The sequence below is a fragment of the Streptomyces sp. NPDC020965 genome, from assembly GCF_044333555.1.
In the GTDB taxonomy this organism is placed as follows: domain Bacteria; phylum Actinomycetota; class Actinomycetes; order Streptomycetales; family Streptomycetaceae; genus Streptomyces.
On the sequence record NZ_JBIRRE010000007.1, the window covers coordinates 45,950 to 70,041 of the forward strand.

Here is a 24,092-nt window from a genome sequence, read left to right on the forward strand (position 1 = left end):
GGTCCCGTCCGCGGGGCGTACGGGACCAGACCCACCGCTACCCGGCCACGAGGGCGCCCCCGCAGCCGCCATCCCGCCCATGACATGCCCCGCGTCCAGCAGCACCAGCGGCCACCCGCGGTGCCCGTAGTGGGACACCGTCCGCCGCGCGTCCACCTCCAGGACCGCGAACACCCCGGCCGGTACGGGGTCCGGGGCCGGGCCCAACCGGTGGAGGCGGTGGGTCCGGGGGTCGTACGCGTACTCCCCCGGCCGTACGCCCAAACCCGCGCCCCCGCCCGGACCCACCGCACCCACCGCACCCACCAGCAGTCGTATCCCCACCGGATGGAGCGCCCCCGCCGACGGCACCCCCCGCAACCGCCCCCCGGCGACGGTCAGCCGGAGCAGCCGGTCCAGTGCGGCCGGGACCGGGAGGGGTTCACCCGGGTGGGCCGTCGGCGTCGGCACCGGGAAGTCCCGGCCCGGCCGTTCCGTAGAACGCGCCCTGGCCAGCGCCTCCCGCACCCGTACCGCACCCGCCGGCGAGGCCGTCGTGGGCAGCGGGGTGATCGGCGATATCGACATGTCTCCCGCCCTCACATGTGCGGCGGCGGCGCGAGCGTGAAATCTGCCGGTCCGCGCGGCGGTGCCGTCCGCCACCCCCGCTCCACGGCGGCCCGGCCGAAGCGCGGCGAGCCGAAGTACCCGAAGGCGGCCGGTGCGTTCGGTATCAGGCCCGGTACCAGGACCCGGGCCACCCGCAACGGCGTCTCCGCGACGTCCTCGGTCGTCAGATCGAGGGTGATCACCCGGTGCCCGGCGGCGGCGAGCCGGGTGTCGAGCAGCGCACGGCTTCCCGGCGCCACGGCGTCGATGGGCACCACGCCCAGCGCGGGCCGGGTGAAGCGCCGGGCGAACGGGGCCATCCGAGGGTCGAGCCACACCTGCACATGCGCCCCCAGATCGCGTACGGCCCCGAAGTCCGGCCCGCAGTCGTCGAGATAACGGCGGTCGGTCCGGTGATCGAGGTAGAGCCCGCGCGCCAGCATCCCGGCCTCGATCGCGCGGAACACCCATCCGTCGGCATCGATGGCGCCCTGGGTGAAGACCCAGGTGTGCACGGCTTCCAGCACCGCTTTCCGGGCCGCGTCGGCGGGGTCGTACCGACAGGCGAAGCCCGCCGCGTACACACCGCGCACCGGATCGTGCGCCAGCGCGGCGACACAGGGCGCGAACTCGGACTCCATCTCGACCAGGCTGATCTCCAGTCCGCAGCCTTCGAGATCGCGGTCGAGCCCGGGTACGGAGGCGGGGTCGATGCCCCGCGCCGGGCCGTCCAGATGCCACCACAGCTCCAGCGCGTCCCGCTCCACGACTTCGAGCAGCCCGCGCTCCACCGCGTCGGCGAGGCCCTGACCGGTGGCGATGCCGGCGTAGTTGAGGTGGTGGGTCCGGGGCAGGTCCCGTAGCGCGCCCTGTCGCCAGTTGAGATGGGTGAGCGCGACGGGGGCCCAGCACTCCGCCCCGTACCCCTCCGCATCCGGGGCGCCCTCCCGGGCCCGTACCCAGAGGGCGGGGGTGTCGGCGGTCAGCGGCCGGTAGGCGAATCCCGCCCGCTCGTACTGCCACTCCGCGTAGGACGGCAGCTCACCCGGCCCGTACACCGTCCCGCCCTCGGCGCGGAGTTCGGCGGCGGTGGCGCGGCGCGGCGCGCCGGGTGCCCCCGGCGGCGGGAGCCGGTTGCCGCAGTACCGCTCGACGGCCTCGGCGATCGCCGCGACCCGGGCGCCCTCCGGATCGCCGAACGTCGTCCCGAGGGAGACCCGGTCGGCGGGCCAGGCCCCGAAGCGCCGCGCCTCGGAGACATCGGCGGTGAGGGCGGTGTAGCGGGGCGGCGCTCCCGGTGGATGGGGCACGGGGGCCACGGCGCGGATCAGCCCGCAGACGGGGTCCACGAGGGAGTCGTAGGTCAGCGGGGCGACGGTCATGTGCATATCTCCTGTACGAGGGATACGGGCGCCACCCGGGCGGCGCGGTCCGCGGTGTCCTGAGCGCCCCTGGCGCCCGCGGTGTCCAGGGCGCCCGCGGTGTCCAGGGCGCCCGCGGTGTCCAGGGCGCCCCGCGTGGTGAGCGACAGCCCGCCGCCCATCCGTACGGTCCGGCGCGACGGCCGCAGCCGGGTCGCGGCCACCGGGTTCTCGCCGGTGTGCGGGTTGCGGGCGTGCGCCGGGAAGTGGTGCCCGGCGATCTCGACCCGCAGCCGGGTGCCGGCGCCGATGCGCCGTGCGAGATATCCGAGCGGGACGGTGAACTCGTGGTAGGCGTCGGCCGGATCGTCCCTCCGTACGGCGCCGAGGGCGAGTGGTTCGGCCCGGCCGTCCGGATCGAGGGCGGTGAGCCGGACGAACCAGTCGGCGACGGGTGTGTCGGCGGCGGCGCAGAGCCGCGCCGCCGCGCCACCGAGGAGGTCGAGGGGCCGGGGCAGCGGCGGAGTCAGCAGGACGGTGCGGTCCGGGGTGTGGCGGGGGTCCAGGTCCAGTCGGTCCGAGCGGACGGGCCGGTCGGGGTCGGCGACGAAGTGCTGGCCGTGCCGGAGCCGGAGCCCGGTACGGGTGCCGAACTCCCACCCGGTGGTGGGTCCTTCACCGGCCGGGGAGAACCAGTGCTCGCTGCCGCCCAGTGCGACCGCACCCCGCGCGCCCGGCGCCAGGGCGCCGGCCAGTGCGGCGCGGGCCCAGCGGATGTACAGCTCGCCGAGGTTGAGCCGGTGCCCCCGGCGGGCCTCCGGGGCCGGGTCTGCGGTCAGTCCGTGTCCCCACGGTCCGAGCAGTAGCCGCGCCGGGCCGCCCCAGCCGCGCCACAGGCGCAGGGTGTCCGCCGCGAACGGGTCACGGGTGCCGCCGACCGCCAGCAGCGGCGGGCGGGCCGTCGCCCCCCGCAGCACGATCCGGTCGCGGTGACAGGCGTCCCAGACGCCGGGCCAGGAGGGCATCCGACGGCCCAGCCGGTCGGGGAGGTCGCCGATGGGGAGGTGTTCCAGCAGCCAGGGGTCTTCGGTGAGTGCCTTGTCGAGTGCGGTCGGGTCGGAGTCGGGGCGGTCGCCGTGCGCGGCCCACCATCCGGCGCGGCCGAGCAGCCGTTCCACCCCGGAGGGTTCGCGGGCGACCTCGGCGGGACCGATGGCGGGGACGGCCGCGATGACCGCGTCGGGTCGGGTGCCGGGCCCGGGTGCCGGGGTGGTGTCGTCGCCGACGGCCGCGACGAGGGCGCAGTACGCCGCGTACGAGGCACCGGCGGCGACCACACGGCCGTCGCACCAGCCCTGTTCGCGGACCCAGCGCAGGGTGGCGGCGCCGTCGGCGGCCTCGGATCGGTAGGGGTGCCAGTCGCCTTCGGAGCCGTACCGGCCCCGGACGTCCTGGACGACGGCGGCGAACCCGTGCCCGGCCCAGGCGCGCGCCTCGGCGCGGTGGTGCCGGGAGTCGTAGGGCGTACGGATGACGACAGCGGGGAAGGTGCCGCGCCGGTCCGGGAGTTGGATCTCGGTGGCCAGCCGGGCGCCGTCGGCGGGCACCTGGGCGACGGTCCGCACGATCGGCCAGGTGCCGCCGCACCGGGCGCGACCGGACGACGGGGTCGCCCCCGCACGCCGCCCGTGGGCGGTCGCGCCGGATTCACCCGCGGGCATCGACGGTCCCCCCGGTCGCCGTCCGGTCCCGGCGCGACTCGGGGGCCAGCCCGTAGGGACCGGCCGGGTGCGGAGCCACCGTCGGCACCGGGAGCACCGGATGGGTGGTGACCGTCAGATCCCGCAGGTCGATCCGGCCGAGCAGACGGCGGCGGCGCGCGCCGCCCGCCCAGGCGACCAGCTCCCGCATGAGCAGTCCGACGGTCAGCGCCGCCGAAGCGGCCGAGTGCCCCGGTCCGGTGTCCGGGGTGGGCGACCCCGCCCAGTAGGCGGCGAGTTCGCGGTACGCGGGGGTCGCCGCGAGCCTCCGCAGCCGTACGTCGGCGGATGTGACGTCGCCGGGTTCGGCGGCCAGCGGTTCGAGCCAGGTCTGTGCGCCCTCCCGGTGGCAGCGCAGCCAGGCGACGCCCCGTTCCGGCAGCCGGTCGGCCGCGTCCCAGAGGCCGGGCGGTACGGGTGAGTCGAGGCACCAGACGGCGGCGGTCGGCGGCCCGTCGCCGGTGAGCGCGGTGAGGTGCTCCGGCGACACGGCCCGTACCCGGGCGCCGCCGTCCCGCGCGCACCGCGCGAGGGGCTCCGTGAGCACGGGGTCGCCGATGAGCAGAACACGGCGTCCGGCGAGCGACCCGGCGCCGGTGCCGGTGCCGTGATCGGCGCCGCGATCGGCGCCGGTACGGACATCGGCGTCGGCGTCGGCGTCGGTACAGGTCAGATAGCCGGCCGCCGCGAAGGCCGCGGTCAGTCGGGCGAGTTCAGGGCCGGGGTCGGGCGTCGGAGCGGCGCCGGTCGTGCCGCTCAGCCGGGCGAGGAGTGCCTCCTCGCTCACGCCTCCTGTGTCGACGCGGAGGAACTCTCCGTCGGGGGTCCGGACCGCGAGCCCCCCGCCGGGGACGGCGACGAGGGCGACGCCGGGGGCGAGTCGCACGGTGGGCACGAGAGTTGCTCCTCATGGGACGGGAGTGACGAAGAACAGTGGATGGAACGGATGAAACGGATGGAACGAAGGGGACGGATGAAACGAGGGGGACGGAGAGGGCCCGCCCGGGGAGCCGATTCCGGACGGGCCCGACGCGGCGTGGGTTACCGCGGGATCCGCGTGCCTACTTCGCGGCGTCGGTGTCGACGTCGGCGATCACGGCGTCGTCGAAGGGGTTCTCGACGAGCGCGTTGGAGTGGGTGGCGGACAGGTGCGCGAGCTGACCCTGCTCGGCGATCGGGCTGAACACCTTGTGCTGCTCCATGAGTCGTTCTCCGTTCGTGAAGTCGATGTCACGCGAGGACCCGCGATGACATGCGGTGAAAGGGATGTGCTTGAAAAGGGATGTGCCATGCGCCACCGGCCACAACCCGGCGTCGCACCACCGACCTTAATGAATATGATTTTCATTCCGCAAGCCCTTGAGGCTCCGGGATCGGGTGATCCGGGTAACAGACGGGCCAGCCGCCCTCCGGATCGCGCCCCACCCGGCCCACCACACCCAGCACATCGGCCAGCAGCCCAGGGGTGACGACCTCGGCCGGTGGCCCGTCGGCGGCCACCTCGCCCGCGCGCAACGCCACGATCCGGTCCGCGAACCGGGCGGCGTGGCCCAGATCGTGAAGGACCATCACCACCGTCAGCCCCCGCTCCGCCCGCAGCCGCGCGACCGTGCGCAGCACCTCCAGTTGGTGGCGCAGATCGAGGTAGGTGGTGGGCTCGTCCAGCAGCAGGACCCGAGTGTCCTGCGCGAGCGCCATCGCGAGCCGCACCCGCTGTCGCTCACCCCCCGACAGCGCGTCGACGGGACGGTCCGCCCAGTCGGCGACCCCCACGTCCGCCATGGCCCGCCGGGACACCGCGTCGTCGCCGTCCCGGAGCATCCCGAGCGGCCCCCGGTCGGCGTACCGCCCCTGCCGCACCAGTTGACGTACGGTCATGCCCGGTACGCCCGGTGCCGACTGGTGCAGCAGCGCGACCCTGCGGGCCGCCCGCCGGCGCGAGAGGCGGGCGAGGTCGTCCCCGCCGAGGAGGACCCGCCCGGCCCCCGGGCTCAGCAGTCCGGCACAGAGCCGCAACAGGGTGCTCTTGCCGCAGCCGTTGAGACCGACGAGCGCCACCAGCTCGCCGTCCGCCACCGTCAGGTCGACGCCCCTGAGCACCGGGCGCCCCGGGTAGCCGAACCGCACCCCCGTCACCTGGATCATGTCTCCTCCTTCACCGAACGGCGGGCCACCACGAGCAGCAGCACCGCCCCCACACAGGTCGTCAGCGCGCCGGTCGGCACGCTCAGCCGGTCGGCGTCGAGCGCCTCGGCCAGCAGCCGGGAGAGCCACTGGGACGCCGCGTCGGCACCGCAGACCACTGAGGCACCGATGAGGGCGGCGCCGGGCAGCGCCCGCCGCAGGTCGGCGCCGAAGACGGCGAAGGCGAGATGCGGGACCAGCAGCCCCACGAATCCCAGCGCCCCCACGGCCGAGACCGCGCCCGCCGTCAGCGCGACCGCGCACACCAGGGCCAGCGAACGGGCCCGACCGGTCCGCAACCCGACCGCCGCCGCCTGCTCCTCGCCGCAGCGCAGCAGGGTCAGCGGGGCGGCGAGCGACCACGCGGCCAGCGCCCAGACCAGCGCCCAGGGCCAGAGCGGGGCCCAGTGCTCCCACACCCGGCCCTCCGTGGAGCCGACCAGCCACTGCACCACGCTGCCCAGTTCACCGGGCGCCACCAGCAGCACCATCGCCGTCAGACCGGAGAGCACCGCCGAGACGAGCACCCCGTACACCGCCGTCCGCGCCGGATCGCCCTGCTCGCGCCCGGTCAGCAGCCAGAGCAGTCCCGCGCCGGCGAATCCGCCGACGCACGCGGCGGCCACCACGGCGGCGGGCGAGTCCCAGCCGGCGAGGCCGAGCCCGGTGGCCGCGACGGCGCCAAGCACCGCGCCGGGCGTGACCCCGGTGACCTCGGGTCCGGCCAGCGGATTGCGCAGCGCGGACTGGAGGACGGTGCCGGCCAGCCCCAGGCTCGCGCCCGCGACCAGCGCCACCAGCGCCCGGGGCAGCCGGAGGTTGAGCACCACATGGCGGGCCAGCGGGTCACCGCCCCCGGACAGCACCTCCACCACCCCCAGCGGTCCGACCGACCGGCCGGCGACGAGGTCGGCGCAGCCCACCAGCAGGACGAGCGGTATCAGCCACCACAGCCGGCTCACCGGCGCGCTCCCTTCCACTTGAGCAGGGCGACCCCCACGGGCACGCCGAGCAGCGCGGTCCACGCCCCCACCGGGGTCTCGATCGGCGCGAGCGCCAGCCGGGCGGGCAGATCCGCACAGGCGACGATCACCGCACCCCACGCCGCCGACCAGGGCAGCCACCGCACCGCGTCGGCGTCGGGACGCAGCCGCCGGGCGAGCTGCGGCGCGAGGAAGCCGACCCAGGCGACGGGTCCGCAGACGGCGACGACGGGGGCGATCAGCAGCACGGAGATGCCCAGGGCGGCGACCCGGGCGCGACGCACCCGTACGCCCAGCGCCCGTGCGTCGTCGTCGCCGAGCCGCAGGACGGAGAGCACCGGGGCGCAGCACACCAGCGCGGGCACGGCGATGACGAGCCACGGCCAGAGCCCGGTCACATCGCCCCAGGTCCGCGCGGAGAGACTGCCCAGCAGATAGCGGTAGATGAGCTGGAGGTCGAGCTGGTCGGCCAGCACCATCAGCACCAGCAGGGCGGCCTGGAGCGCGGCGGCGACGGCGGCCCCGGTGAGCAGGACGGCCGTCGGCCCGCGCCCGAATCCGGCCGCGAGCAGGGTCAGCAGGCCCCCGGCCGCCGCGCCGCCGATGGCGAGCAGCGGCTGCACGGCGAGGGGTATGGAGACGGCGAGCACCAGCGGGGCGGCGACCCCGAGCGCGGCGCCGGACGAGACGCCGAGCATCTCGGGCACGGCCAGCGGATTGCGCAGCGCCTCCTGGAGGACGAGCCCGGCCGCGCCGAGACAGGCTCCGGCGATCAGCGCAAGGACCAGCCGGGGCAGCCGGAGTTCGGTGACGACGAAGTCACCGGCGAGCTCCGGCAGCGGGACGTACGGGGTGCCGAGGCTGAGGCCGCAGACCGCCACCGCCAGCAGTCCGCACACCAGGATCGGTTGACGACTCACCTCAGCCGGGCCGTGGCCTCGTCGAGGACGATGCCGAGCGAGCGGGTGCCCCGCCCCTTCGCCCAGACCTCGGAGTCGACCTCGTGCACGCTGCCGCTGCGGACGGCCGGGATGCGCGACCAGAGCGGGTTCTCGGCCAGCTTCTCGGAGAGCTTGCCGTCCGCGCCGCCGAACGAGAGCGTCTCGACGAAGAGCACGTCCACGTCCCGGGCGAGGATCTCCTCCATGCTGTAGGAGCCGTCCACGCCCCGGCTCTGCCACGGGTAGTGGGCGATCTTCGGGAGGAGTCCGGCGGCGACGTCGTTCCCGGGAGTGGCGACGCCGAAGTTCTCGTCGCTGCCGAAGATGACGAGGGCGGTCTTCCCGCTCCGCTCGCCCTCGGCGCGGGCGAGCTTGGACCGGAAGGCGCGTTCCGCCGTCTCGCCCTGACCGGTGCGGCCGGTGAGGGCGGCCAGATCGCGGAGGTAGCCGACGCTGTCCTGCCAGCGGGCGGGCTGTACGGGCCAGAAGGTCGTGGCGCCCCGGAGCGCGGGGGCGAGCTTGCCGTGGGTGTCCTTCAGGCCGATGACGAGATCCGGCCGGTACGACAGGATCGCCTCCGCCTCGGGGCTCAGGAACCCGCCGGGGACGACGGGGATCTTCGCGGCCTTCGCCGGCCCCAGGAAGCGGGGGTGGGCGAGGAGGCGGGAGTTGGTGGCGACCGGGGTCATGCCCAGCTCGGCCAGCATGTCGTCGCAGAGGGCGACCAGGCAGACGACGCGGCGGGGTGGCCGGGGGGTGGAGACGGTGACGCCGCGGGTGTCGGTGATCTCCCGGGCAGCGGTAATGGTTTTTACGGATATGTCCGTCTTCCCATCCGCCTCACCCGCCCCTCCCCCTCCCTCGTCGGTGGCCCCGCAGCCAACGAGCAGGGTTCCCAGCACCGCGGCGGCGGTCCAGCGTCGGACGGTCATCAGCGCTCTGCGCGACATGGATTCTCTCGATTCAGCTCGGCGACTCAGTGAGCCACATGATAATCATTACCAATAAGGTCTTGTTTCAGCCACCCCCTGGAGTCGCCATGCCGGACACGAAGACACCCGACCTCCGACTGCTCGTCGCCGACCAAGTGGCCGGTTCCATACGGGTCCTGGCCCTCCCGGACGGGCGCGAGACGGGCCGGATCGAGGGCCGTCACCTGGCCGAGCACGCCGGATTCCTGGCCCTGCCCGGGGCCCGTACCGCCTTCGTCGACGAGTTGGCGGGGGAGCTGGTCGTGCTCGACCCGTACGGTCCCGACGCCGGCCGCCCGCTCGTCGAATCGACCGCTCCGGTGGCGACACCCGCCGAACATCTGGCCGCCGACCCCTCCGGCCGGCTGCTCGCGGTCACCACCGGCCTCGGGCGGAACGACGAGGCGTGGAGCGATCTGCTGACCGTCGTGGACCGCGCGGCGGTGACCGGACGGCGATCGGTGCGGGTGCGGACGCGCCGCGGTGAGCCGGGCGTGACGATCCTGCCGGGCGGCCCGGGCACCCCCGGCCCGCACAGCTCGCCCGACTCACGCGGCACACTTGACTCCCCCGGCCCGCAGGACGCGTTGGTCGTGCTGCGGCACCGCGAACCCGGATCGCTCACCGCGTACCGGTACGCCGATCTGCTGGCCGCCGCGCCGTCCTGCCCGCCCGCCGAACCCGCCCACGAGCTGCGGCTCCCGGACGACGACGGACACGGCGACGCCTACGACCCGGTCACCGGACGGCTGTTCGCTGCGGCGGGGTCGGGCGTCCACCGCGCCCACCGCGAGGGCGCACTTCTCGTCCCCGACGAACCGCTCCCCTGGGCCGGTCCGGGCCGCGGCTACTACCTGCGTCTTGACCCGGTGCGGCGGACGCTCTGGTCCTGTGTGCGCGGCGGACCGGCCGACCCCGGGCGCTGGCCGGAGTGGTCCAACGACGCCTGGTGGCACCGGATCGACAACGGCCGCACCGGCCGGCTGTCACTCGGCCCCGGGCTCGTCTTCCGGCTCGCGGTCGCCGCCAACCGGCTCGCGTACGCCCGGGTCCACCCCGACGGCGACGAACTCGTCCTGCTCTCCGACACCCCCGACGGCCCCCGGGTCACCGAGCGGCTGCCGCTGCCCGCGATGGACGGCGCCCCGCGCCCCGGCGGCACTCCCTGGGACGGGGTGCAGCGCCGGGCCATCGCCGCGTCACCCGGCGCCGACACGGTCGCCGTGACCCGGGGCGGCCATGGCGAGATCCATCTGTTCACCCCGTACGGTCCGCCCGCACCGACGACGATCTCCCTCCCCACCCCGCTCGACGAGGGCGGTCATCTCGCGTTGATCTCCCCCGGCGACGGGGCCCATCGGGACACCGTCGGCCGATGACCGTTTGTGAATTAATTCACCTGAACCCTTGGCCCCGCGGGCCCATCCGTGCTGAGATGCGATCTACTCAAAGCTCAATGGCGTGCTCGGGGAGGGCGTAGTGGCGCATACCGCCATGTCTGGTTCCGGAACCACAGCAGGTGACGATCCCCTCCAGACCGCGGTATGGCGGCTGCGCTCGCGCGGCTGCTGGACCGACGCGGCGGCACTCCTGGCACATCGCGCGACGGAGCCCGCCGCGGCACTGGAACGGGCCGGACTGCTGGTCGAACGCTGTCTGTTCACCGGCGACGGCTGGGCGGCCGCGGAGGACGCGCTGCGCACGGCGGAGGCCGTCGCCCGGGACGACGAGGAGCGCGGCGGAGCCGCCGGCGAACGCGGCAGACTGGCGTACGCCGCGACCCTCCTGGGGGTACGGGACCGGGCCGACGAGGCCCGGGCCGCGCTCGGGCGGGCGGCGGCGCTGCTCGCCCCCGGTTCGCCGGGACGGCCACTGCTGGACTTCCGCCGTGGGCTGGTCGCCGAGCACATCGCCGACTCACCACCGGCCGCCCGCGCCGCCTACCGCCGCGCCCACGACGGCGCCATCGCGCACGACGACCCCCTGCTGCTCTCCTTCACCTGGCGCCACCAGGCCGGACTGGCGCTGCGGGAGGGCGAGTTGGCGGAGGCGCGGCACGGGTTCTCGGAGTCGCTGCGGATCCGGGTCGAGCTGGGCTATCTGATCGGTACGGCGCCCGCCCTCGCCGCGCTCGCGGACTGCGAGCCGGAGCCGGAGGCGAGCCGGCTGCGGGCCGAGGCGGGCAGGCTGTTCCGGCTGTTGGGCGGGGTGCCGGTCTGGCTCACGAGCCAACTGGCCCTCCCGGCCCAGCCCACACACCCGGACACCCGCCCGTCCCAGTCCCGGCCCACGACACCGGGCGCCGCCCCCGGCCCATCGCCGGCGGAGCCGGAGCCCGCCGCGTAGGGCCTGCCCCACCGATCAGGCCGGATCAGCCCGGATCAGCGAACGGGGCCTGGCTCACGGGGCGTCCCAGGGATCGGGACGTGGGGTCACCCCGGGCCCGCGGGGGCCGAGGCACAGGGCTTCCCCAGGCCCTTGGCGCTGAGTATCCGTACTCATGCCTGCCGCCCACGTGTGAGACAGGCTGACCGCCATGCACGAGACGGGCACGACGGGAGACGGTGCCGGCTGGTACCAGCGCATACGGCGCGCCGACGCCCCGGTGGCGGTGTTGATCGGAGTGGGGGACGTTCTGCTGTGCGGGGTGCTCCTCATGCTGGTCATCGCCTCGGGGATCACCTTTGGTGCGCCGGATGAGACCCAGCAGGCGGAGATCGCAGCCACCAACCGGCTGGCCGAGGGGCTCTACTTCGGCTGGCTCGCGGGCGGGCTGCTCTTGTTCGGCCTGTTCCGTCTGCGTCGTACGGTTCTCACCCACCTGGTGTGCATGGTCGTCCCCCCGGCCGCGCTCCTCGCCCACCTCGCCGGGGCCGGGTGACGAGCACTCTGCCGGGCTCTGGGGCCCAGAAGACTGCCGGGCGCTGAGCCATCCTGCCGGCGAACCGCGGGGACGTCCACGGGACTCAGGGCAGTGAGAGGGCTCGCGCCCCCCTGAGTGCCGGTCCACCCGCCCCCCGGCTGGGGGTGCTCTTCGGCTTCTTGGTCCGGTGGTGGGAGCCCCTCAGGCGTCCGGGGCCGCGAAGTGGTCGCGGATCACCGCGCGTACCGCCGTCTGGTCCTGGTCGATCAGCGCGTCCAGCAGCGCCAGATGTTCGGCCGCATCGGCCACCAGGTCGGCGCGGCCGACGCCGGCTGCCGGCGGGGGCCACTGGGAGCGGCGGTGGAGGTCCTCGGCGATCGCGACCAGTTGGTCGTTGCCCGAGAGGGAGAGCATCGCGCGGTGGAAGGCGCGGTCCGCCTCCGCGTACTCCGTCCGGTCGCCCCCGGCCGCCGTCACCGCCGTCGCCGCCGCCAGCGGGCGCAGCTCGGCCCAGGCTGCGGCGGGGACCGTACGGGCCAGCCGGAGCAGGACGGGGGCCTCGATCAGGGCGCGCACCTCGGCGAGTTCGGCGAGTTCCCGGGTGGTCCGGACGGTGACCCGGAAGCCCCGGTTGGGCACGACCTCGACCGCGCCCTCGGCGGCCAGCCGCTGCATCGCCTCGCGGACCGGCGTGGCCGAGACGCCGAAGCGCTCACCGAGCGCCGGGGCGGAGTAGACCTCGCCGGGGGTCAGTTCGCCGTCGAGGAGGGCGGTGCGCAGGGCCTGGAGGATCTGCCCGCGCACCGAGTGCCGTTGGACGGTGCGGGCCGGGGCCGGGGGAGTCCGGTGCGGGGCGTGCTCGGCGCGGGCCGGTCCGGGCACCCGGGTCCGCCCCTGGGCGGTACGGGCTCTGGGCGGGCCGGGCGCGTACGGCTCCGGGCGCGCGACGGACGAGGGATACGGGCCGGAGGGGGAGTACGGGCCGGACGGCGGCCGCGGCACCGCGGGGTCCCGCGCTCGGTTCTGCTCCACTCGGGTCCTCCTTCGCCGGGCTTCCCGGGCCGCGGCGGTCGTTCCCCGGGCCCAGGATGCACGATAGGCGGACCCGACCTCCACTTCCCACATCGACCGCTTCAGGTAAGGTAAGCCTTACCTTTTGCGCTCGCGATTCGGTGGTCCCCGGCATGACACTCCCCACGCTGCCGCCCGCTCCGGCCTCGCCCGTCGAGGACTCCTACACACGCCTGTCCGAGGTCTTCCCGAGCCTGCGCGTCCGTGAGCTGAGAGCCGGCGAGCGGATGCCCGTGGGCGACGGCTGGGCCGGCGCCGCCGAACTGGCCCGCGGCGGACCGGCGCTGGACGCCTTCCTCGCCTGGGACAGCGCCCAGATCGTGCGCGACCACGGCGTGCCGGCCCGCCCCAATGTCGTAGCCGGCTTCGGTCTGCACCGCTATGCCTGGCCCTCCTGCCTGCTGGTCACCCTGCCCTGGTTCCTGCGTCGCCGGGTCCCCAGGGTCCCGCCCGAGCACGTCGCCTACCAGCGGACGCTCGGTCTGATGACGGTCCGCGTCACCGAGTTCGCCTGCCTGCCGGGCGATCCCGCCGCCCGACTGCCCGGCGCCCGGGTGGTACCGGACGAGGAGGCACTGCGCGCGGAGGTGCGCACCGCGGTGGCCGAGCTCATCGGGCCGCTGCTGGAGGGGTTCGGCCCCCGGATGCGGCGCGGCCGGCGGGCCCTCTGGAGCATGGCGACGGACGAAGTGGTCGAGGGGCTCTGGCATATCGGGAATCTGCTCGGCGAGGGCGCGCGGGCCATGGCGGAGCTGGAAGAACTCCTGCCCGGCACCACCACACCGTACGTGGGCAGGCCGGGCTTCCGCGTCTTGACGGGGCCTCAGGGCGAGTCGGTACCCACCCGCGACCGAGCAAGCTGCTGCCTGTTCTATACACTTCGGCCCGATGACACTTGTGTCACCTGTCCCCGGACCGGTGACACCGATCGGCTGGCGCGACTCCTGCCGGGTGCGTGACATCCACCGGAGACGACGGAGTCGGGGCAATCGGGGCGGGGACCGTGGTCACGCTCCGGATGTCACACCGTCCATCCGGGTGATATAAATCGTACGCAACTCTCTCTGCCCATACGGCAGTTCGAGTCAAACCCACCTGTCCGTATGCCGTATGGCCCCTTTGGCGTTCTCTTGCCACGAAACCCCCTGGGATCGCCGGGACTTCGGTCACTATGGCGGCCGAAAAGCCCTACCGCGATGCAGATGCAAGGGACACCAAGATGAACATATCGCTTACCTGGCTGCTACCCGGCGGCGTGATGCTCGTGGGAGTCCTGGTCGCGCTCGCGGTGGTCGCCCGCGGCAAGAAGGTCGCCAGCAAGGCCGAGCCCGAGGACTCCTGGGAGCGCAGCGAGGACCGCCGCAGGCGCAAAGAGGCCATGTACGCCACGGCCTCCTACGTCCTCCTCTTCTGCTGCGCCGCGGTGGCCGCCGCGCTCTCCTTCCACGGTCTGGTCGGCTTCGGCCGGCAGAACCTGAACCTCTCCGGTGGCTGGGAGTACCTGGTCCCGTTCGGGCTCGACGGCGCCGCGATGTTCTGCTCGGTGCTCGCCGTCCGGGAGGCCAGTCACGGTGACGCGGCGCTCGGCTCCCGTCTGCTGGTGTGGACCTTCGCCGGTGCCGCCGCCTGGTTCAACTGGGTGCACGCACCGCGCGGCATCGACCACGCCGGTGCCCCGCACTTCTTCGCCGGCATGTCGCTGTCGGCCGCCGTGCTCTTCGACCGGGCGCTCAAGCAGACCCGCCGGGCCGCGCTCCGCGAGCAGGGCCTGGTGCCCCGCCCGCTGCCGCAGATCCGGATCGTCCGCTGGCTGCGCGCGCCCAGGGAGACCTTCAACGCCTGGTCGCTGATGCTGCTTGAGGGTGTCCGCACGCTGGACGAGGCCGTCGAGGAGGTCCGCGAGGACCGTCAGACGAAGAAGGAGAGCCGGATGCGCACCCGGGACCAGGCGAAGCTGGACCGTGCGCGGATCAAGGCGCTCAACCGGCAGCACCGCGCCTGGGGCCGTGGCCGGGTCGTCCGTGAGCCGGAGCTGCCCGCCCTGAGCTCGGGCTCCGCGGGTGGCGGTGGTGGTGGAGCGCAGGCCCTGACGGAGGGCTCGAAACCCGTCGCGGAGCCTGCCATAGAAACCGGACCGCTGCCTCCTCAGTCTCGGCCCTCTCTCCCGTCCGCGACCTCGGCCTTCGGCAGTGAGCCGATCACCGTCGATCTCACCGCCGAGGACGACACCCAGACGCTGCCGCGACTGGACTCGTTGGAGCGCAAGCTGAAGGATCTGGAGCGGCAGTACGGCTGATCCAGACCGAGCCGCTAAGCCGGCATCACACACATCAGCGTCACGAAAGGCCGGCCCGGGACTCCCGGGCCGGCCTTTCGTACAGCTCGAACCAGATCACCTTGCCGACGCCCTGCGTCCGCACGCCCCACGAGTCCGCGAGGTTCTGCACCAGCACCAGCCCTCGGCCGTGCGCGTCGAGGACATCGGGCATATCGAGCTGGCCGCTCGGCGGAACCGGCGCCAGCGGCAGACCGGCCATGAAGTCCCGCACCTCGACGCGGAGCGTGGAGGAGGCGACCGTCGCCGTGACGACGGCGCCGTGGTCCGTGTGGACCAGGGCGTTGGTCACCAGCTCGCTCGCCAGCAACTGCGCCACGTCAGCCGTATCGGGACCGCCCCACTGACGCAGCAGATCCCGCAGCACCCTGCGCACCTCGGGCACCGCCTTCAGGTCGGCGCAGCCCAGTCGCCGGTGCCGGGGGCCGCCGTGCTGTGGCGATCCCGGTGGTCCACCACGCCCGCCGTGGCCACCACGCCCACCGGGCCGGCTGTGTCCGCCCGTGCCGGGCCCGGCTCCTCCCTGACGTCCTGTCATATCCCCACCCACGTGTCGGACGCATGTCACGACTCTGTGTCGAACACTCTCAGGAGAGGCTTGCCCCCTGAGGCGCGCACCACGCATCCGAAAGGGCGGGGCGTGTCGGTGGGCGGCGGTTTGTCATACCGGATGCCGATGGCCGCTACGCCCGTTGCCGGACCGGGTCGTCCACCTCCGGGCGGTGGGCCGGCTCAGGGCCTCGGCACGTTACGGAGGTTGGAGCGGGCCATCTGAACCATGCGCCCCACCCCGCCGTCGAGCACCATCTTGCTGGCGGAGAGCGCGAACCCGGTCACCATCTCGGCGCTGATCTTGGGCGGGATGGAGAGCGCATTGGGGTCGGTGACCACGTCGACCAGGGCCGGCCCCCGGTGCTTGAAGGCGTCCTTGAGCGCGCCCGCGAGCTGCCTCGGCTTCTCGACCCGTACCCCGAAGGCGCCGGCCGCCCGTGCGACGGCGGCGAAGTCCGGGTTCTTGTTGGTCGTTCCGTACGACGGCAGCCCGGCGACGAGCATCTCCAGCTCCACCATCCCGAGGGACGAGTTGTTGAAGAGGACGATCTTCACCGGGAGGTCGTACTGGACCAGGGTGAGGAAGTCACCCATCAGCATGGTGAAACCGCCGTCGCCGGAGAGCGAGACGACCTGGCGGTCCCGGTCCACGAACTGGGCGCCGATGGCCTGGGGCAGGGCGTTCGCCATGGAGCCGTGGCTGAAGGACCCGATGATGCGACGGCGGCCGTTGGGCGAGAGGTAGCGGGCGGCCCAGACATTGCACATGCCCGTGTCGACGGTGAACACGGCGTCGTCAGCGGCGAGGTCGTCCAGGACGGACGCCACGTACTCCGGGTGGATCGGCACATGCTTGTCGACCTTGCGGGTGTACGCCTTGATCACGCCCTCCAGCGCGTCGGCGTGCTTCTTCAGCATCTTGTCGAGGAAGCGGCGGTCCGTCTTCGCCCGCACCCGCGGGATCAGACAGCGCAGCGTCTCCCGCACATCGCCCCAGATCGCGAGGTCCAGTTTGGAGCGGCGGCCGAGGTTCTCCGGGCGCACATCGACCTGCGCGATGGTCACGTCGTCGGGGAGGAAGGCGTTGTACGGGAAGTCCGTGCCGAGCAGGATCAGCAGATCGCACTCGTGGGTGGCCTCGTACGCCGCGCCGTAGCCGAGCAGACCGCTCATGCCGACGTCGTACGGATTGTCGTACTGGATCCACTCCTTGCCGCGCAGCGCGTGCCCGACCGGGGACTTGACGCGTTCGGCGAACTCCATCACCTCGGCGTGCGCGCCCGCCGTGCCGCTGCCGCAGAAGAGGGTGACCCGGTCGGCGTCGTCGATCATCCGGATCAATTTGTCGATCTCGGTGTCCCCGGGGCGCACGGTGGGCCGGGTGGTCACCAGCGCGTGTTCGATCGACTTCTCGGGGGCGGCGGCGGAGGCGATGTCACCGGGCAGGGAGACGACGCTGACGCCGCTGCGGCCGATCGCGTTCTGGATGGCCGTCTGGAGCAGGCGGGGCATCTGCTTCGGGTTGGAGATCAGTTCGCTGTAGTGCGAGCACTCCCGGAAGAGCTGATCGGGATGGGTCTCCTGGAAGTAGCCGAGGCCGATCTCGCTGGACGGGATCTGCGAGGCGAGGGCGAGCACAGGGGCCATGGAGCGGTGCGCGTCGTACAGGCCGTTGATGAGGTGGAGGTTGCCGGGGCCGCAGGAACCGGCGCAGGCCGTGAGCTTCCCGGTGATCTGGGCCTCGGCGCCGGCCGCGAAGGCCGCGGTCTCCTCGTGCCTGACCTGGATCCAGTCGATGGCGGAGTTCCGGCGGATGGCGTCGACCACGGGGTTGAGACTGTCGCCGACGACCCCGTACAGACGCTGGACGCCGGCGCGGACGAGAATGTCGACGAACTGCTCCGCGACGTTCTGCTTGGCCATGGGGTGCGCACCCTTTCTCGGTGGGACGGCCTGAACGTCCATCAACCCATGGCCGGCGTCTTTCCGCCTCTCAGACCGTGTCTGACGGATCTTCCTGGGCTCGCGTGCCCTCCACCGGCTTCCCGTCACCCTCCGGAACCGTCCGCCACCCCTTCGGCCGCTCCGTCACTCCCCGTGATCCGACCCGTTCGGCCGCTCCTTCGCCCCCCGCGGTCGCGGCCTCGGCGATCACGCCTCCCAGACGGCCGCCGCCGTGCGGTCCGCCGCGTACCCCGCCACCCGGAGCTGGGTGTCGGCGAGGAAGTCGGCGAGATCGGGTGGGCCGTCGGAGGTGGTCCAGCGTTCCGCCAGCTCGGCGGCGAGTGTGCTCTCCCCGCGCATCGGATCGGCGAGACCCGGACCGCAGAGCAGCAGGGTGTCCCCCGGACGGGCGACGGAGGCGCGGAACCGGAACGGCTCGGTGCGGGGCGGTGTCCCCGGCGGTGCGCTGTGCGGATCCGACAGCGCGGCCGGGGCCTGGGCCGCCGCCGTGCCGAGGACCGTGGTGACGTCGCCGGGAGTGCGTACGGGCGCCCCGGGGTCCGCGCCCGCGGAGTCCGCGAAGCAGGGGGGCGCGCCGCCTGCTGGTCCGCCGGTGCGGGGATCCGCCTCCGGTAGGGCGGGCTCGATGTCGTGCCACACACCGTCGCGGAGCCGGAAGAGCCCCCCGGGGCCGACACCGAAGAAGACCCGGGTGCGGCACTCCGGGTCGCCGGAGAGCAGCAGACAGCGCAGACCCGCCGTGTACTCCCCCGGTGCCACCCCCAGCTCGGCGGCGGTCGCGCGCAGCTTGCCGAAGGCGCGGCCGGTGAGCCGGTGCAGACCGGACCTGAGGTCGCCGCGGCGCCCGGCCCTGAGGTCGTCGGAGAGCCGGGCGTGGCTGCGCCCGACGGCGCCGCCGATCCACCGGCAGGCGTCGTCGGCGGCGAGCCGGCCGATGTGGTCGCCCCGGCTGCCGCTGGCGACCGCGACGAGCACCAGGGTGGCGTCCCCCGTGCCGAAGCGCGCGGTGAGGATGGCGTCCCGGCGTGGTTCCCCCTGGTGCCGCGCGGCGTCGCCCCGGGCGGAGACGGCGCGCAGGGTGGCGGAGCCGTAGTGGGCGCCGTCGAGGACGGTGTCGGGGACCAGCCGGTCGAGCGCGCCGGGGTCGGCTGCGGGGAGGGTCGCCGGCTCGGGCTCGTGGGCGGGCGGACCGGCGCCGAAGTGGCGGGGGCGATGAGCACGCGCCGGGCCGGGCGGGGGCGCCGCCACCCGGTCGGGGACGGCCCGTACGGGCACGGCGTCCCGTGGCACGGCGTCCGTCGGTTCCGTCGGTACGGAGTGGGCCGGTACAGAGTCCGTCGGCGCGGTGCGCGGCGGTTCCGTCGGCGCGGAGTCGGTCGGTACGGCGTCCCGTGGCACGGCGTCGGCCGGTTCGGCGCGCGCGGACGCCTGCGGGTACGCGAACTCCACGGGCGGTTCCCAAGGGGCGCGCGATCGGAGCGGACTCGCGGCGGGCGCGGGGGTGTCCCGGCGGTCGGCGACGGACCGTCCGGCGAGATCAGCGAGTGCCAGGGTCGCCCCGCCAGGTCGGGCCACCGGCTCCGGGCCCTGAGCCGGACCCGGCTCGGAGTGCCGGTCGGGCTGTTCCGGTACCCGTGGCGCGACCGACGAGACCGGGAGCTGCGAGGCGTACGCCCGTACGGGGGAGCCGGATTCGCCGGGCCACCCCGGCGTGTCGGGCGAGCCCGGGGGCCAGCTCTCCTCGGCGCGGCCGACCGCCTCCGGCGCCCAGGGATCATCGAGTGGTCCCGCTGCCGGATCGGCGTCCCACCACGCTCGGGGGCGGGTCGGCGCCGGCGCCCAGGGATCATCGAGTGGTCCCGCTGCCGGATCGGCGTCCCACCACGCTCGGGGGCGGGTCGGCGCCGGCGCCTCCGGCGCACTCGGGATCACCGCGTCCGACACCGACTCAAAGCGGGCGTCAAGGGTGTCGCCCGGCCTCGCCGTCGGACCCGTGTCCAGGGCCGACGCCTCGTAAAGCCGGTCCCACCAGTCGTCTTCGCCCTGCTGGCTCATGTCACTTATTGTCCACCGCGGAGGCGGGTTGAAAACGGGGCCGGCCGAAAAGCTATAAGCGGACCGTGACACGCCCCCGCACCCCAAGGGGACGGGGAGACGGACCGGTTCAGGCTGCCGGGGGTGTCGGTGCCGTGCGTCCCCGCGCCGATACCAGGACCGCGACCACGGCCGGGAGGGCGACGGCCAGCACCGTCAGCGGCACCCAGACCACGGGCCACGGACTGGCGTCCTTCGGCTCATGGGTGAGGAACGAGATGAGCATCAGTACCGAGACGGGAGTGCCCACGGCGAACCCCGCCCACGCGGCGGGCACCCGCACCTTCCCCAGCAGGGCACCGGCCGCGACCAGCACGACGGCCAGCGCGACGACGCCCAGCACCGAGACCGGGCTGGTCTCGTCGATCTCGCCCGGCTCGGCGCGGTTGCGCAGGTCCCAGGGGATGAAGAGCGCGTAAGCCCCGGCGCTCACACCGGCCGCGACCAGAGCGGCGCCGATGCGGCGCCCGGTCGACGGATGGGGGGCCGCGGGAGGGTGCTGCTGCCGCATGTGGTTCTGTCCTGTCCTGCCGAAAGCGTGGGCGCCCCCGGTCCGGCACCGCGAACGGGCCCGGGAGGGGCGGAGGGAGCACGGGTCCATTTCCGCATGGGGTCGGACCGTGTGTCATGAGTCGTCGTACTCAGATGCGAAGCCGTGGCAGTTGCCCGCGTCCGTCCCGCGGAACCGTGTTGATCGGCACAATCACCGGGAGGGACGGGAGACACGGGAGTGACGGGGTATCCGGGCGAAGACCGGCGTCGATCCCGGGAGATGATGTACGCGGGGCGATGGAAGGGGTCCGGTGCTGGGAGCGATTGGTCTCGACGAGAGGCAGGAGTCCGCGTACCGCGCCTTGGTCGCGCTGGGGGCGGCGGAGGTCGCCGATATCGCGCACCGGCTCGCCTTGCCGGAGACCGATACCGAACGGACCCTGCGCCGGCTGGAGCGGCAGGGGCTCGCCGCGCGGTCGTCCGCGCGGTCCGGGCGGTGGGTGGCGGCTCCGCCCGGAGTGGCGCTCGGGGCCCTCCTCACCCAGCAGCGGCAGGAGCTGGACCAGGCCGAACGGGCTGCGGCCACCCTCGCCCAGCAGTATCGGGTCGAGGCCGCCGACGCCGCCGCGCACGATCTGGTCGAGGTGGTGACGGGTGAGAGCGCGGTCGCGCACCGGTTCGCCCAACTCCAACTGGGCGCGACGGACGAGGTCTGCGCGCTGGTCAGCGGCGCGGAGCGGCGTCCCGATGCGCGGACGGGCGCGGACCACCGTGTCGTGATCGAGCGCGACGCGCTCTGTGCGCCCGGTACGGCCGCCGCGCTCGGGCGCGATGAGCAGCTCCGGGTGGTGGACCGGGTGCCGAGCGCGCTGGTCGTGGCCGACCGGGCGCTGGCGATGGTCCCGCTGACCACGCCGGGCGCGGAGCCCGCCGCGCTGGTCGTGCACGCGAGCGGACTGCTTGAGTCACTGCTCGGCCTCTTCGAAGCGGTGTGGCGGGAGGCGATGCCGCTGCGGCTGACGACGGCCGGGTGCGAGGAGGTGGTGTCCGGTCCCGACGCCACCGACCTGGAGATCCTCTCCCTGCTGCTCGCCGGGATGACGGATGCCCGCGTCGCGAAGCGGCTGGACCTGGGGCTGCGGACCGTGCAGCGCCGGGTGAAGGGGTTGATGGAGCTGACCGGGGTGACCACCCGGCTACAGCTCGGCTGGCACGCGTACGCGAAGGGCTGGGTGGCCCGCGACCCGGCGTAGGACGTGCGGCGGGAGTTCCACGGTCGGGAATCCACGCGGGCTCCCAGGGCCCGCGTGGGCTTCGGCGCCGCGCCCGCGACCTGCGCGGACGCCCCGCATCCGGCACGCTGGACAGATGGGCGCATGGCAGCTCCTGCTGGTCGGCCTGGTGATGCTGCTGGGTCTCGTCGGGGTGCTGGTGCCCGGCGTGCCCGGGAGGTGGCTGGTGTGGGCGGCGATGCTCTGGTGGTCGCTGCACGAGCAGTCCGGGCTCGCCTGGGTGCTGCTGGTCGCCGCCACGGCGGTGCTGCTGGTCGATCAGGCCGTGGTGTGGCTGCTGCCGCCCCGACGGCTGCGCGGGGTGGGCATCACCCGGCGGATGGCGGCGTTCGCCGGTGCCGGGGCGGTCGTCGGCTTCTTCGTGCTGCCGGTGGTGGGGGCGATACCGGGCTTCATCGGGGGTATCTACGGTACCGAGCGGCACCGGCTCGGCGGGCACGGACCCGCGCTGGCCTCCACCCGCGCGGTGATGCGGGCGGCGGGTACGAGCGTGCTGGTGGAGCTGTTCGCCTGTCTGCTGGTGGCGGGGGCGTGGCTGGGCGCTGTGGTGTGGGGCTGACCCCGAGTCGGCCGCTTTCGCCCGGTCCTCCCCCTGGCCCTCTCCCCCGGCCTCTTCCTGCGGCCCCACGGCGGGCTCGTCCCCGGCCGTCCCCGGCCCCTCGGTGGACTCGTCCTCGGCGCGTTCCCTCACCGCGCGCGGCGGGGCGGGGGCGCGGCGATCCGCCCCGCACGGCGGTCCGATGCGTGGGGCCGATGCGTTGGCGGGGGCGGGCGTGTGAGGCTTCCCGTATGACCGAATTCAGTGAGGCCGAGCGCGGCTACCTCTCGTCCCAGCGGCTCGGCCGTCTCGCGACCGTCGACCCGAAGGGCCAGCCGCAGGCGAACCCGGTCGCTTTCTTCCCCCAGCACGACGGAACGATCCTGATCGGGGGTCACTCCCTGGCGACGACGAAGAAGTGGCGCAACCTCCAGACCAATCCGAAGGTGGCGCTGGTGGTGGACGACGTCATCAGCCTCAGCCCGTGGAAGGTGCGCGGGGTGGACATCCGGGGGGAGGCCGAACTGCTGACGGGCCGGCACGAACTGGGCGCCTCCGTCAGTGAGGGGCTGATCCGGATCCACCCGAGGAAGATCCACAGCTGGGGTCTGGAGTGAGAGGCGCGGGTGGGGGCGCCGACAGAGAGCCGGCACCCCCTCCCGCCACCCCCACACGTCAACCGTCAACCCGCCCGTACCCCGGGCCCGGCCAGCATCCCCGGTGGTCCGGGCACCCCCGACACCGCCGGCCCCGACACCTCCGGCCCCGAGAGTGGAACCGACAGCAGCGGCGTCGGCCGGTCCGCCCGCGCGGAGAGCCTGGAGATCACCGCGCCCGCCCGCGCTTGGCCTCCATCGCCGCCCGCCCCTGGGCCCCCTTGCGCTTCCACTCCTTGCGGAGTTCGGCCCGCGCCCGCGCGTCCGTCTTGGCGACGATGTGCCGGTTCTCCCGCAGCAGCTTGCGGTAGCTCTCCAGCCGCCGCTCCCCCAGCGTGCCGTCATCGGCCGCCGCGAGCACCGCGCAGCCCGGCTCCGCTTCATGGGCGCAGTCGTGGAAACGGCACTCCGCGGCCAGTTCCTCGATCTCGGCGAAGACCTGCCCGACGCCGGTCCCGGCGTCCCAGAGTCCGACGCCCCGCAGCCCCGGGGTGTCGATGAGCACTCCTCCGCCGGGCAGTACGAGGAGGTTACGGGTGGTGGTGGTGTGACGCCCCTTGCCGTCGACGTCGCGGGCGGCCTGCACCTCCATCACCTCCGTACCGAGCAGGCTGTTGGCGAGGGTGGACTTGCCCGCGCCGGAGACGCCGAGCAGCACGGTCGTCCCGTCGGAGACGACCGCGGCGAGGACGTCCAGACCTTCACCGGTCAGGGAACTCACCGGCAGTACGGGGACACCGGGGGCCGTGGTCTCCACATCCCGTACGAGGTGGGAGAGCCCGGTGGCGTCCGGCACCAGATCGGCCTTGGTGAGCACGACGGTGGGTCGTGCCCCGCTCTGCCAGGCGAGTGCGAGGAACCGTTCGATCCGTCCGAGGTCCAGTTCGACGGCGAGCGAGACCGCGATGACGGCGTGGTCGACGTTGGCGGCGAGGATCTGTCCCTCGGAGCGCTTGGAGGAGGTGGAGCGCACGAAGGCGGTCCGGCGCGGCAGGTACTCGCGTACGAAGAGGGGGTCGCCGGCGCTGTCGACGGCGGCCCAGTCACCGGTGCAGATGACCCGCAGGGGATCGTGCGGGGTGACGAACGCGGTGTCGGCGCGGACGGTCCCGGCCGCGGTGGCGATATCGCAGTGTCCCCGGTCGACCCGTACGACCCGGCCGGGCAACAGGCCCTGGGCGGCGTACGGGGCGAACTCCGCGGCCCAGCCGTCGTCCCAGCCGTAGGGGGCAAGGGCGTGCTGCGCTCGGGAGGAAGGAGCGGAACCGGAGGAAAGAGTGGTGGTGCGAGAAGTGTGGAACAAGGGAGACCCTTCACAGGGTGGTCTCCGACCGGCGCGCTCGATGCGCGCGGTTTCTGGTTGGTCAGCCGGAGAGCACAGGGGTGGGAACGATGAACTTCTGATCGCGGGCAGCGCCCGTCACCGTGACCGTCATCACTGTCCTC

At 73.9% G+C, this 24,092-nt stretch carries 21 protein-coding genes and 1 pseudogene; 8 read left to right on the forward strand and 14 right to left on the reverse strand.

Annotated elements, in window-relative coordinates; all coding sequences use genetic code 11:
• Positions 1-578: 578 nt before the first annotated feature.
• The 8 genes and pseudogenes from ACH4S7_RS21575 to ACH4S7_RS21610 all read right to left on the reverse strand — a co-directional run bounded on the left by ACH4S7_RS21575 (position 579) and on the right by ACH4S7_RS21610 (position 8,767).
• Positions 579-1,970, reverse strand: a complete 1,392-nt coding sequence (locus ACH4S7_RS21575; RefSeq protein WP_398522840.1) for a YcaO-like family protein — start codon at positions 1,968-1,970, stop codon at positions 579-581.
• On the reverse strand, positions 1,967-3,670 hold the full coding sequence (locus ACH4S7_RS21580) for a CocE/NonD family hydrolase (RefSeq protein ID WP_398522841.1): 1,704 nt from the start codon (positions 3,668-3,670) through the stop codon (positions 1,967-1,969). The genes ACH4S7_RS21575 and ACH4S7_RS21580 overlap by 4 nt, the downstream gene beginning before the upstream one ends.
• On the reverse strand, positions 3,657-4,604 hold the full coding sequence (locus ACH4S7_RS21585) for a hypothetical protein (RefSeq protein WP_398522842.1): 948 nt from the start codon (positions 4,602-4,604) through the stop codon (positions 3,657-3,659). The genes ACH4S7_RS21580 and ACH4S7_RS21585 overlap by 14 nt, the downstream gene beginning before the upstream one ends.
• Before the next feature lie 166 nt (positions 4,605-4,770).
• A complete protein-coding gene (gene amiA / locus ACH4S7_RS21590; protein ID WP_398522843.1) occupies positions 4,771-4,911 on the reverse strand; it encodes a streptamidine family RiPP in 141 nt (46 codons plus the stop codon).
• A gap of 126 nt (positions 4,912-5,037) precedes the next feature.
• Positions 5,038-5,854 (reverse strand): annotated as a pseudogene (locus ACH4S7_RS21595) (ABC transporter ATP-binding protein).
• Positions 5,851-6,855 carry a FecCD family ABC transporter permease gene (locus tag ACH4S7_RS21600; protein ID WP_398522844.1) on the reverse strand — a complete coding sequence of 335 codons (1,005 nt, stop codon included), beginning with the start codon at positions 6,853-6,855 and terminating at the stop codon, positions 5,851-5,853. Before ACH4S7_RS21600 ends, ACH4S7_RS21595 begins: the two are co-directional and overlap by 4 nt.
• Positions 6,852-7,796 carry a FecCD family ABC transporter permease gene (locus ACH4S7_RS21605; RefSeq protein WP_398522845.1) on the reverse strand — a complete coding sequence of 315 codons (945 nt, stop codon included), beginning with the start codon at positions 7,794-7,796 and terminating at the stop codon, positions 6,852-6,854. The genes ACH4S7_RS21600 and ACH4S7_RS21605 overlap by 4 nt, the downstream gene beginning before the upstream one ends.
• Entirely contained in the window at positions 7,793-8,767 is a 975-nt protein-coding gene (locus ACH4S7_RS21610; protein ID WP_398522846.1) for an ABC transporter substrate-binding protein, read from the reverse strand. The genes ACH4S7_RS21605 and ACH4S7_RS21610 overlap by 4 nt, the downstream gene beginning before the upstream one ends.
• A gap of 89 nt (positions 8,768-8,856) precedes the next feature.
• On the opposite strand from ACH4S7_RS21610, the gene ACH4S7_RS21615 reads away from it, so the two are divergent.
• From ACH4S7_RS21615 to ACH4S7_RS21625, 3 genes are all read left to right on the forward strand, one after another.
• Entirely contained in the window at positions 8,857-10,167 is a 1,311-nt protein-coding gene (locus tag ACH4S7_RS21615) for a hypothetical protein (RefSeq protein WP_398522847.1), read from the forward strand.
• 115 nt (positions 10,168-10,282) lie between these two features.
• Positions 10,283-11,134 (forward strand): hypothetical protein, encoded by an 852-nt coding sequence (locus ACH4S7_RS21620; RefSeq protein ID WP_398522848.1) that lies wholly within the window; start codon positions 10,283-10,285, stop codon positions 11,132-11,134.
• Between the two features lie 190 nt (positions 11,135-11,324).
• Positions 11,325-11,669: a hypothetical protein gene (locus ACH4S7_RS21625; RefSeq protein WP_398522849.1), complete on the forward strand. Its 345-nt coding sequence runs from the start codon at positions 11,325-11,327 to the stop codon at positions 11,667-11,669.
• A 183-nt stretch (positions 11,670-11,852) separates the two neighbouring features.
• Here ACH4S7_RS21625 and ACH4S7_RS21630 read toward each other — a convergent pair whose 3' ends face one another.
• Positions 11,853-12,683 (reverse strand): GntR family transcriptional regulator, encoded by an 831-nt coding sequence (locus ACH4S7_RS21630; protein ID WP_398522850.1) that lies wholly within the window; start codon positions 12,681-12,683, stop codon positions 11,853-11,855.
• 152 nt (positions 12,684-12,835) lie between these two features.
• Here ACH4S7_RS21630 and ACH4S7_RS21635 point away from each other — a divergent pair, with 152 nt between their 5' ends.
• Positions 12,836-13,681, forward strand: a complete 846-nt coding sequence (locus ACH4S7_RS21635; RefSeq protein ID WP_398522851.1) for a (2Fe-2S)-binding protein — start codon at positions 12,836-12,838, stop codon at positions 13,679-13,681.
• Positions 13,682-13,941: 260 nt separating this feature from the next.
• A complete protein-coding gene (locus ACH4S7_RS21640; protein WP_398522852.1) occupies positions 13,942-15,018 on the forward strand; it encodes a DUF2637 domain-containing protein in 1,077 nt (358 codons plus the stop codon).
• Between the two features lie 40 nt (positions 15,019-15,058).
• On the opposite strand, the gene ACH4S7_RS21645 is transcribed toward ACH4S7_RS21640, so the two are convergent.
• The 4 genes from ACH4S7_RS21645 to ACH4S7_RS21660 all read right to left on the reverse strand — a co-directional run bounded on the left by ACH4S7_RS21645 (position 15,059) and on the right by ACH4S7_RS21660 (position 20,179).
• Entirely contained in the window at positions 15,059-15,595 is a 537-nt protein-coding gene (locus ACH4S7_RS21645) for an ATP-binding protein (RefSeq protein ID WP_398522853.1), read from the reverse strand.
• 194 nt (positions 15,596-15,789) lie between these two features.
• On the reverse strand, positions 15,790-17,532 hold the full coding sequence (locus ACH4S7_RS21650) for a pyruvate dehydrogenase (protein WP_398522854.1): 1,743 nt from the start codon (positions 17,530-17,532) through the stop codon (positions 15,790-15,792).
• Between the two features lie 228 nt (positions 17,533-17,760).
• Positions 17,761-19,629 (reverse strand): protein phosphatase 2C domain-containing protein, encoded by a 1,869-nt coding sequence (locus ACH4S7_RS21655; RefSeq protein ID WP_398522855.1) that lies wholly within the window; start codon positions 19,627-19,629, stop codon positions 17,761-17,763.
• Positions 19,630-19,738: 109 nt separating this feature from the next.
• Positions 19,739-20,179: a hypothetical protein gene (locus tag ACH4S7_RS21660; protein WP_398522856.1), complete on the reverse strand. Its 441-nt coding sequence runs from the start codon at positions 20,177-20,179 to the stop codon at positions 19,739-19,741.
• A gap of 292 nt (positions 20,180-20,471) precedes the next feature.
• Between ACH4S7_RS21660 and ACH4S7_RS21665 the strand changes: the two genes are divergently transcribed.
• From ACH4S7_RS21665 to ACH4S7_RS21675, 3 genes are all read left to right on the forward strand, one after another.
• Positions 20,472-21,413 carry a helix-turn-helix domain-containing protein gene (locus tag ACH4S7_RS21665; protein ID WP_398522857.1) on the forward strand — a complete coding sequence of 314 codons (942 nt, stop codon included), beginning with the start codon at positions 20,472-20,474 and terminating at the stop codon, positions 21,411-21,413.
• A gap of 115 nt (positions 21,414-21,528) precedes the next feature.
• Positions 21,529-22,011: a DUF456 domain-containing protein gene (locus ACH4S7_RS21670; protein ID WP_398522858.1), complete on the forward strand. Its 483-nt coding sequence runs from the start codon at positions 21,529-21,531 to the stop codon at positions 22,009-22,011.
• Between the two features lie 230 nt (positions 22,012-22,241).
• On the forward strand, positions 22,242-22,607 hold the full coding sequence (locus tag ACH4S7_RS21675) for a PPOX class F420-dependent oxidoreductase (protein WP_398522859.1): 366 nt from the start codon (positions 22,242-22,244) through the stop codon (positions 22,605-22,607).
• 208 nt (positions 22,608-22,815) lie between these two features.
• Here ACH4S7_RS21675 and rsgA read toward each other — a convergent pair whose 3' ends face one another.
• Complete coding sequence (rsgA, locus tag ACH4S7_RS21680; protein WP_398522860.1) at positions 22,816-23,949, reverse strand: ribosome small subunit-dependent GTPase A; 1,134 nt, start codon at positions 23,947-23,949, stop codon at positions 22,816-22,818.
• Between the last annotated feature and the right edge of the window lie 143 nt (positions 23,950-24,092).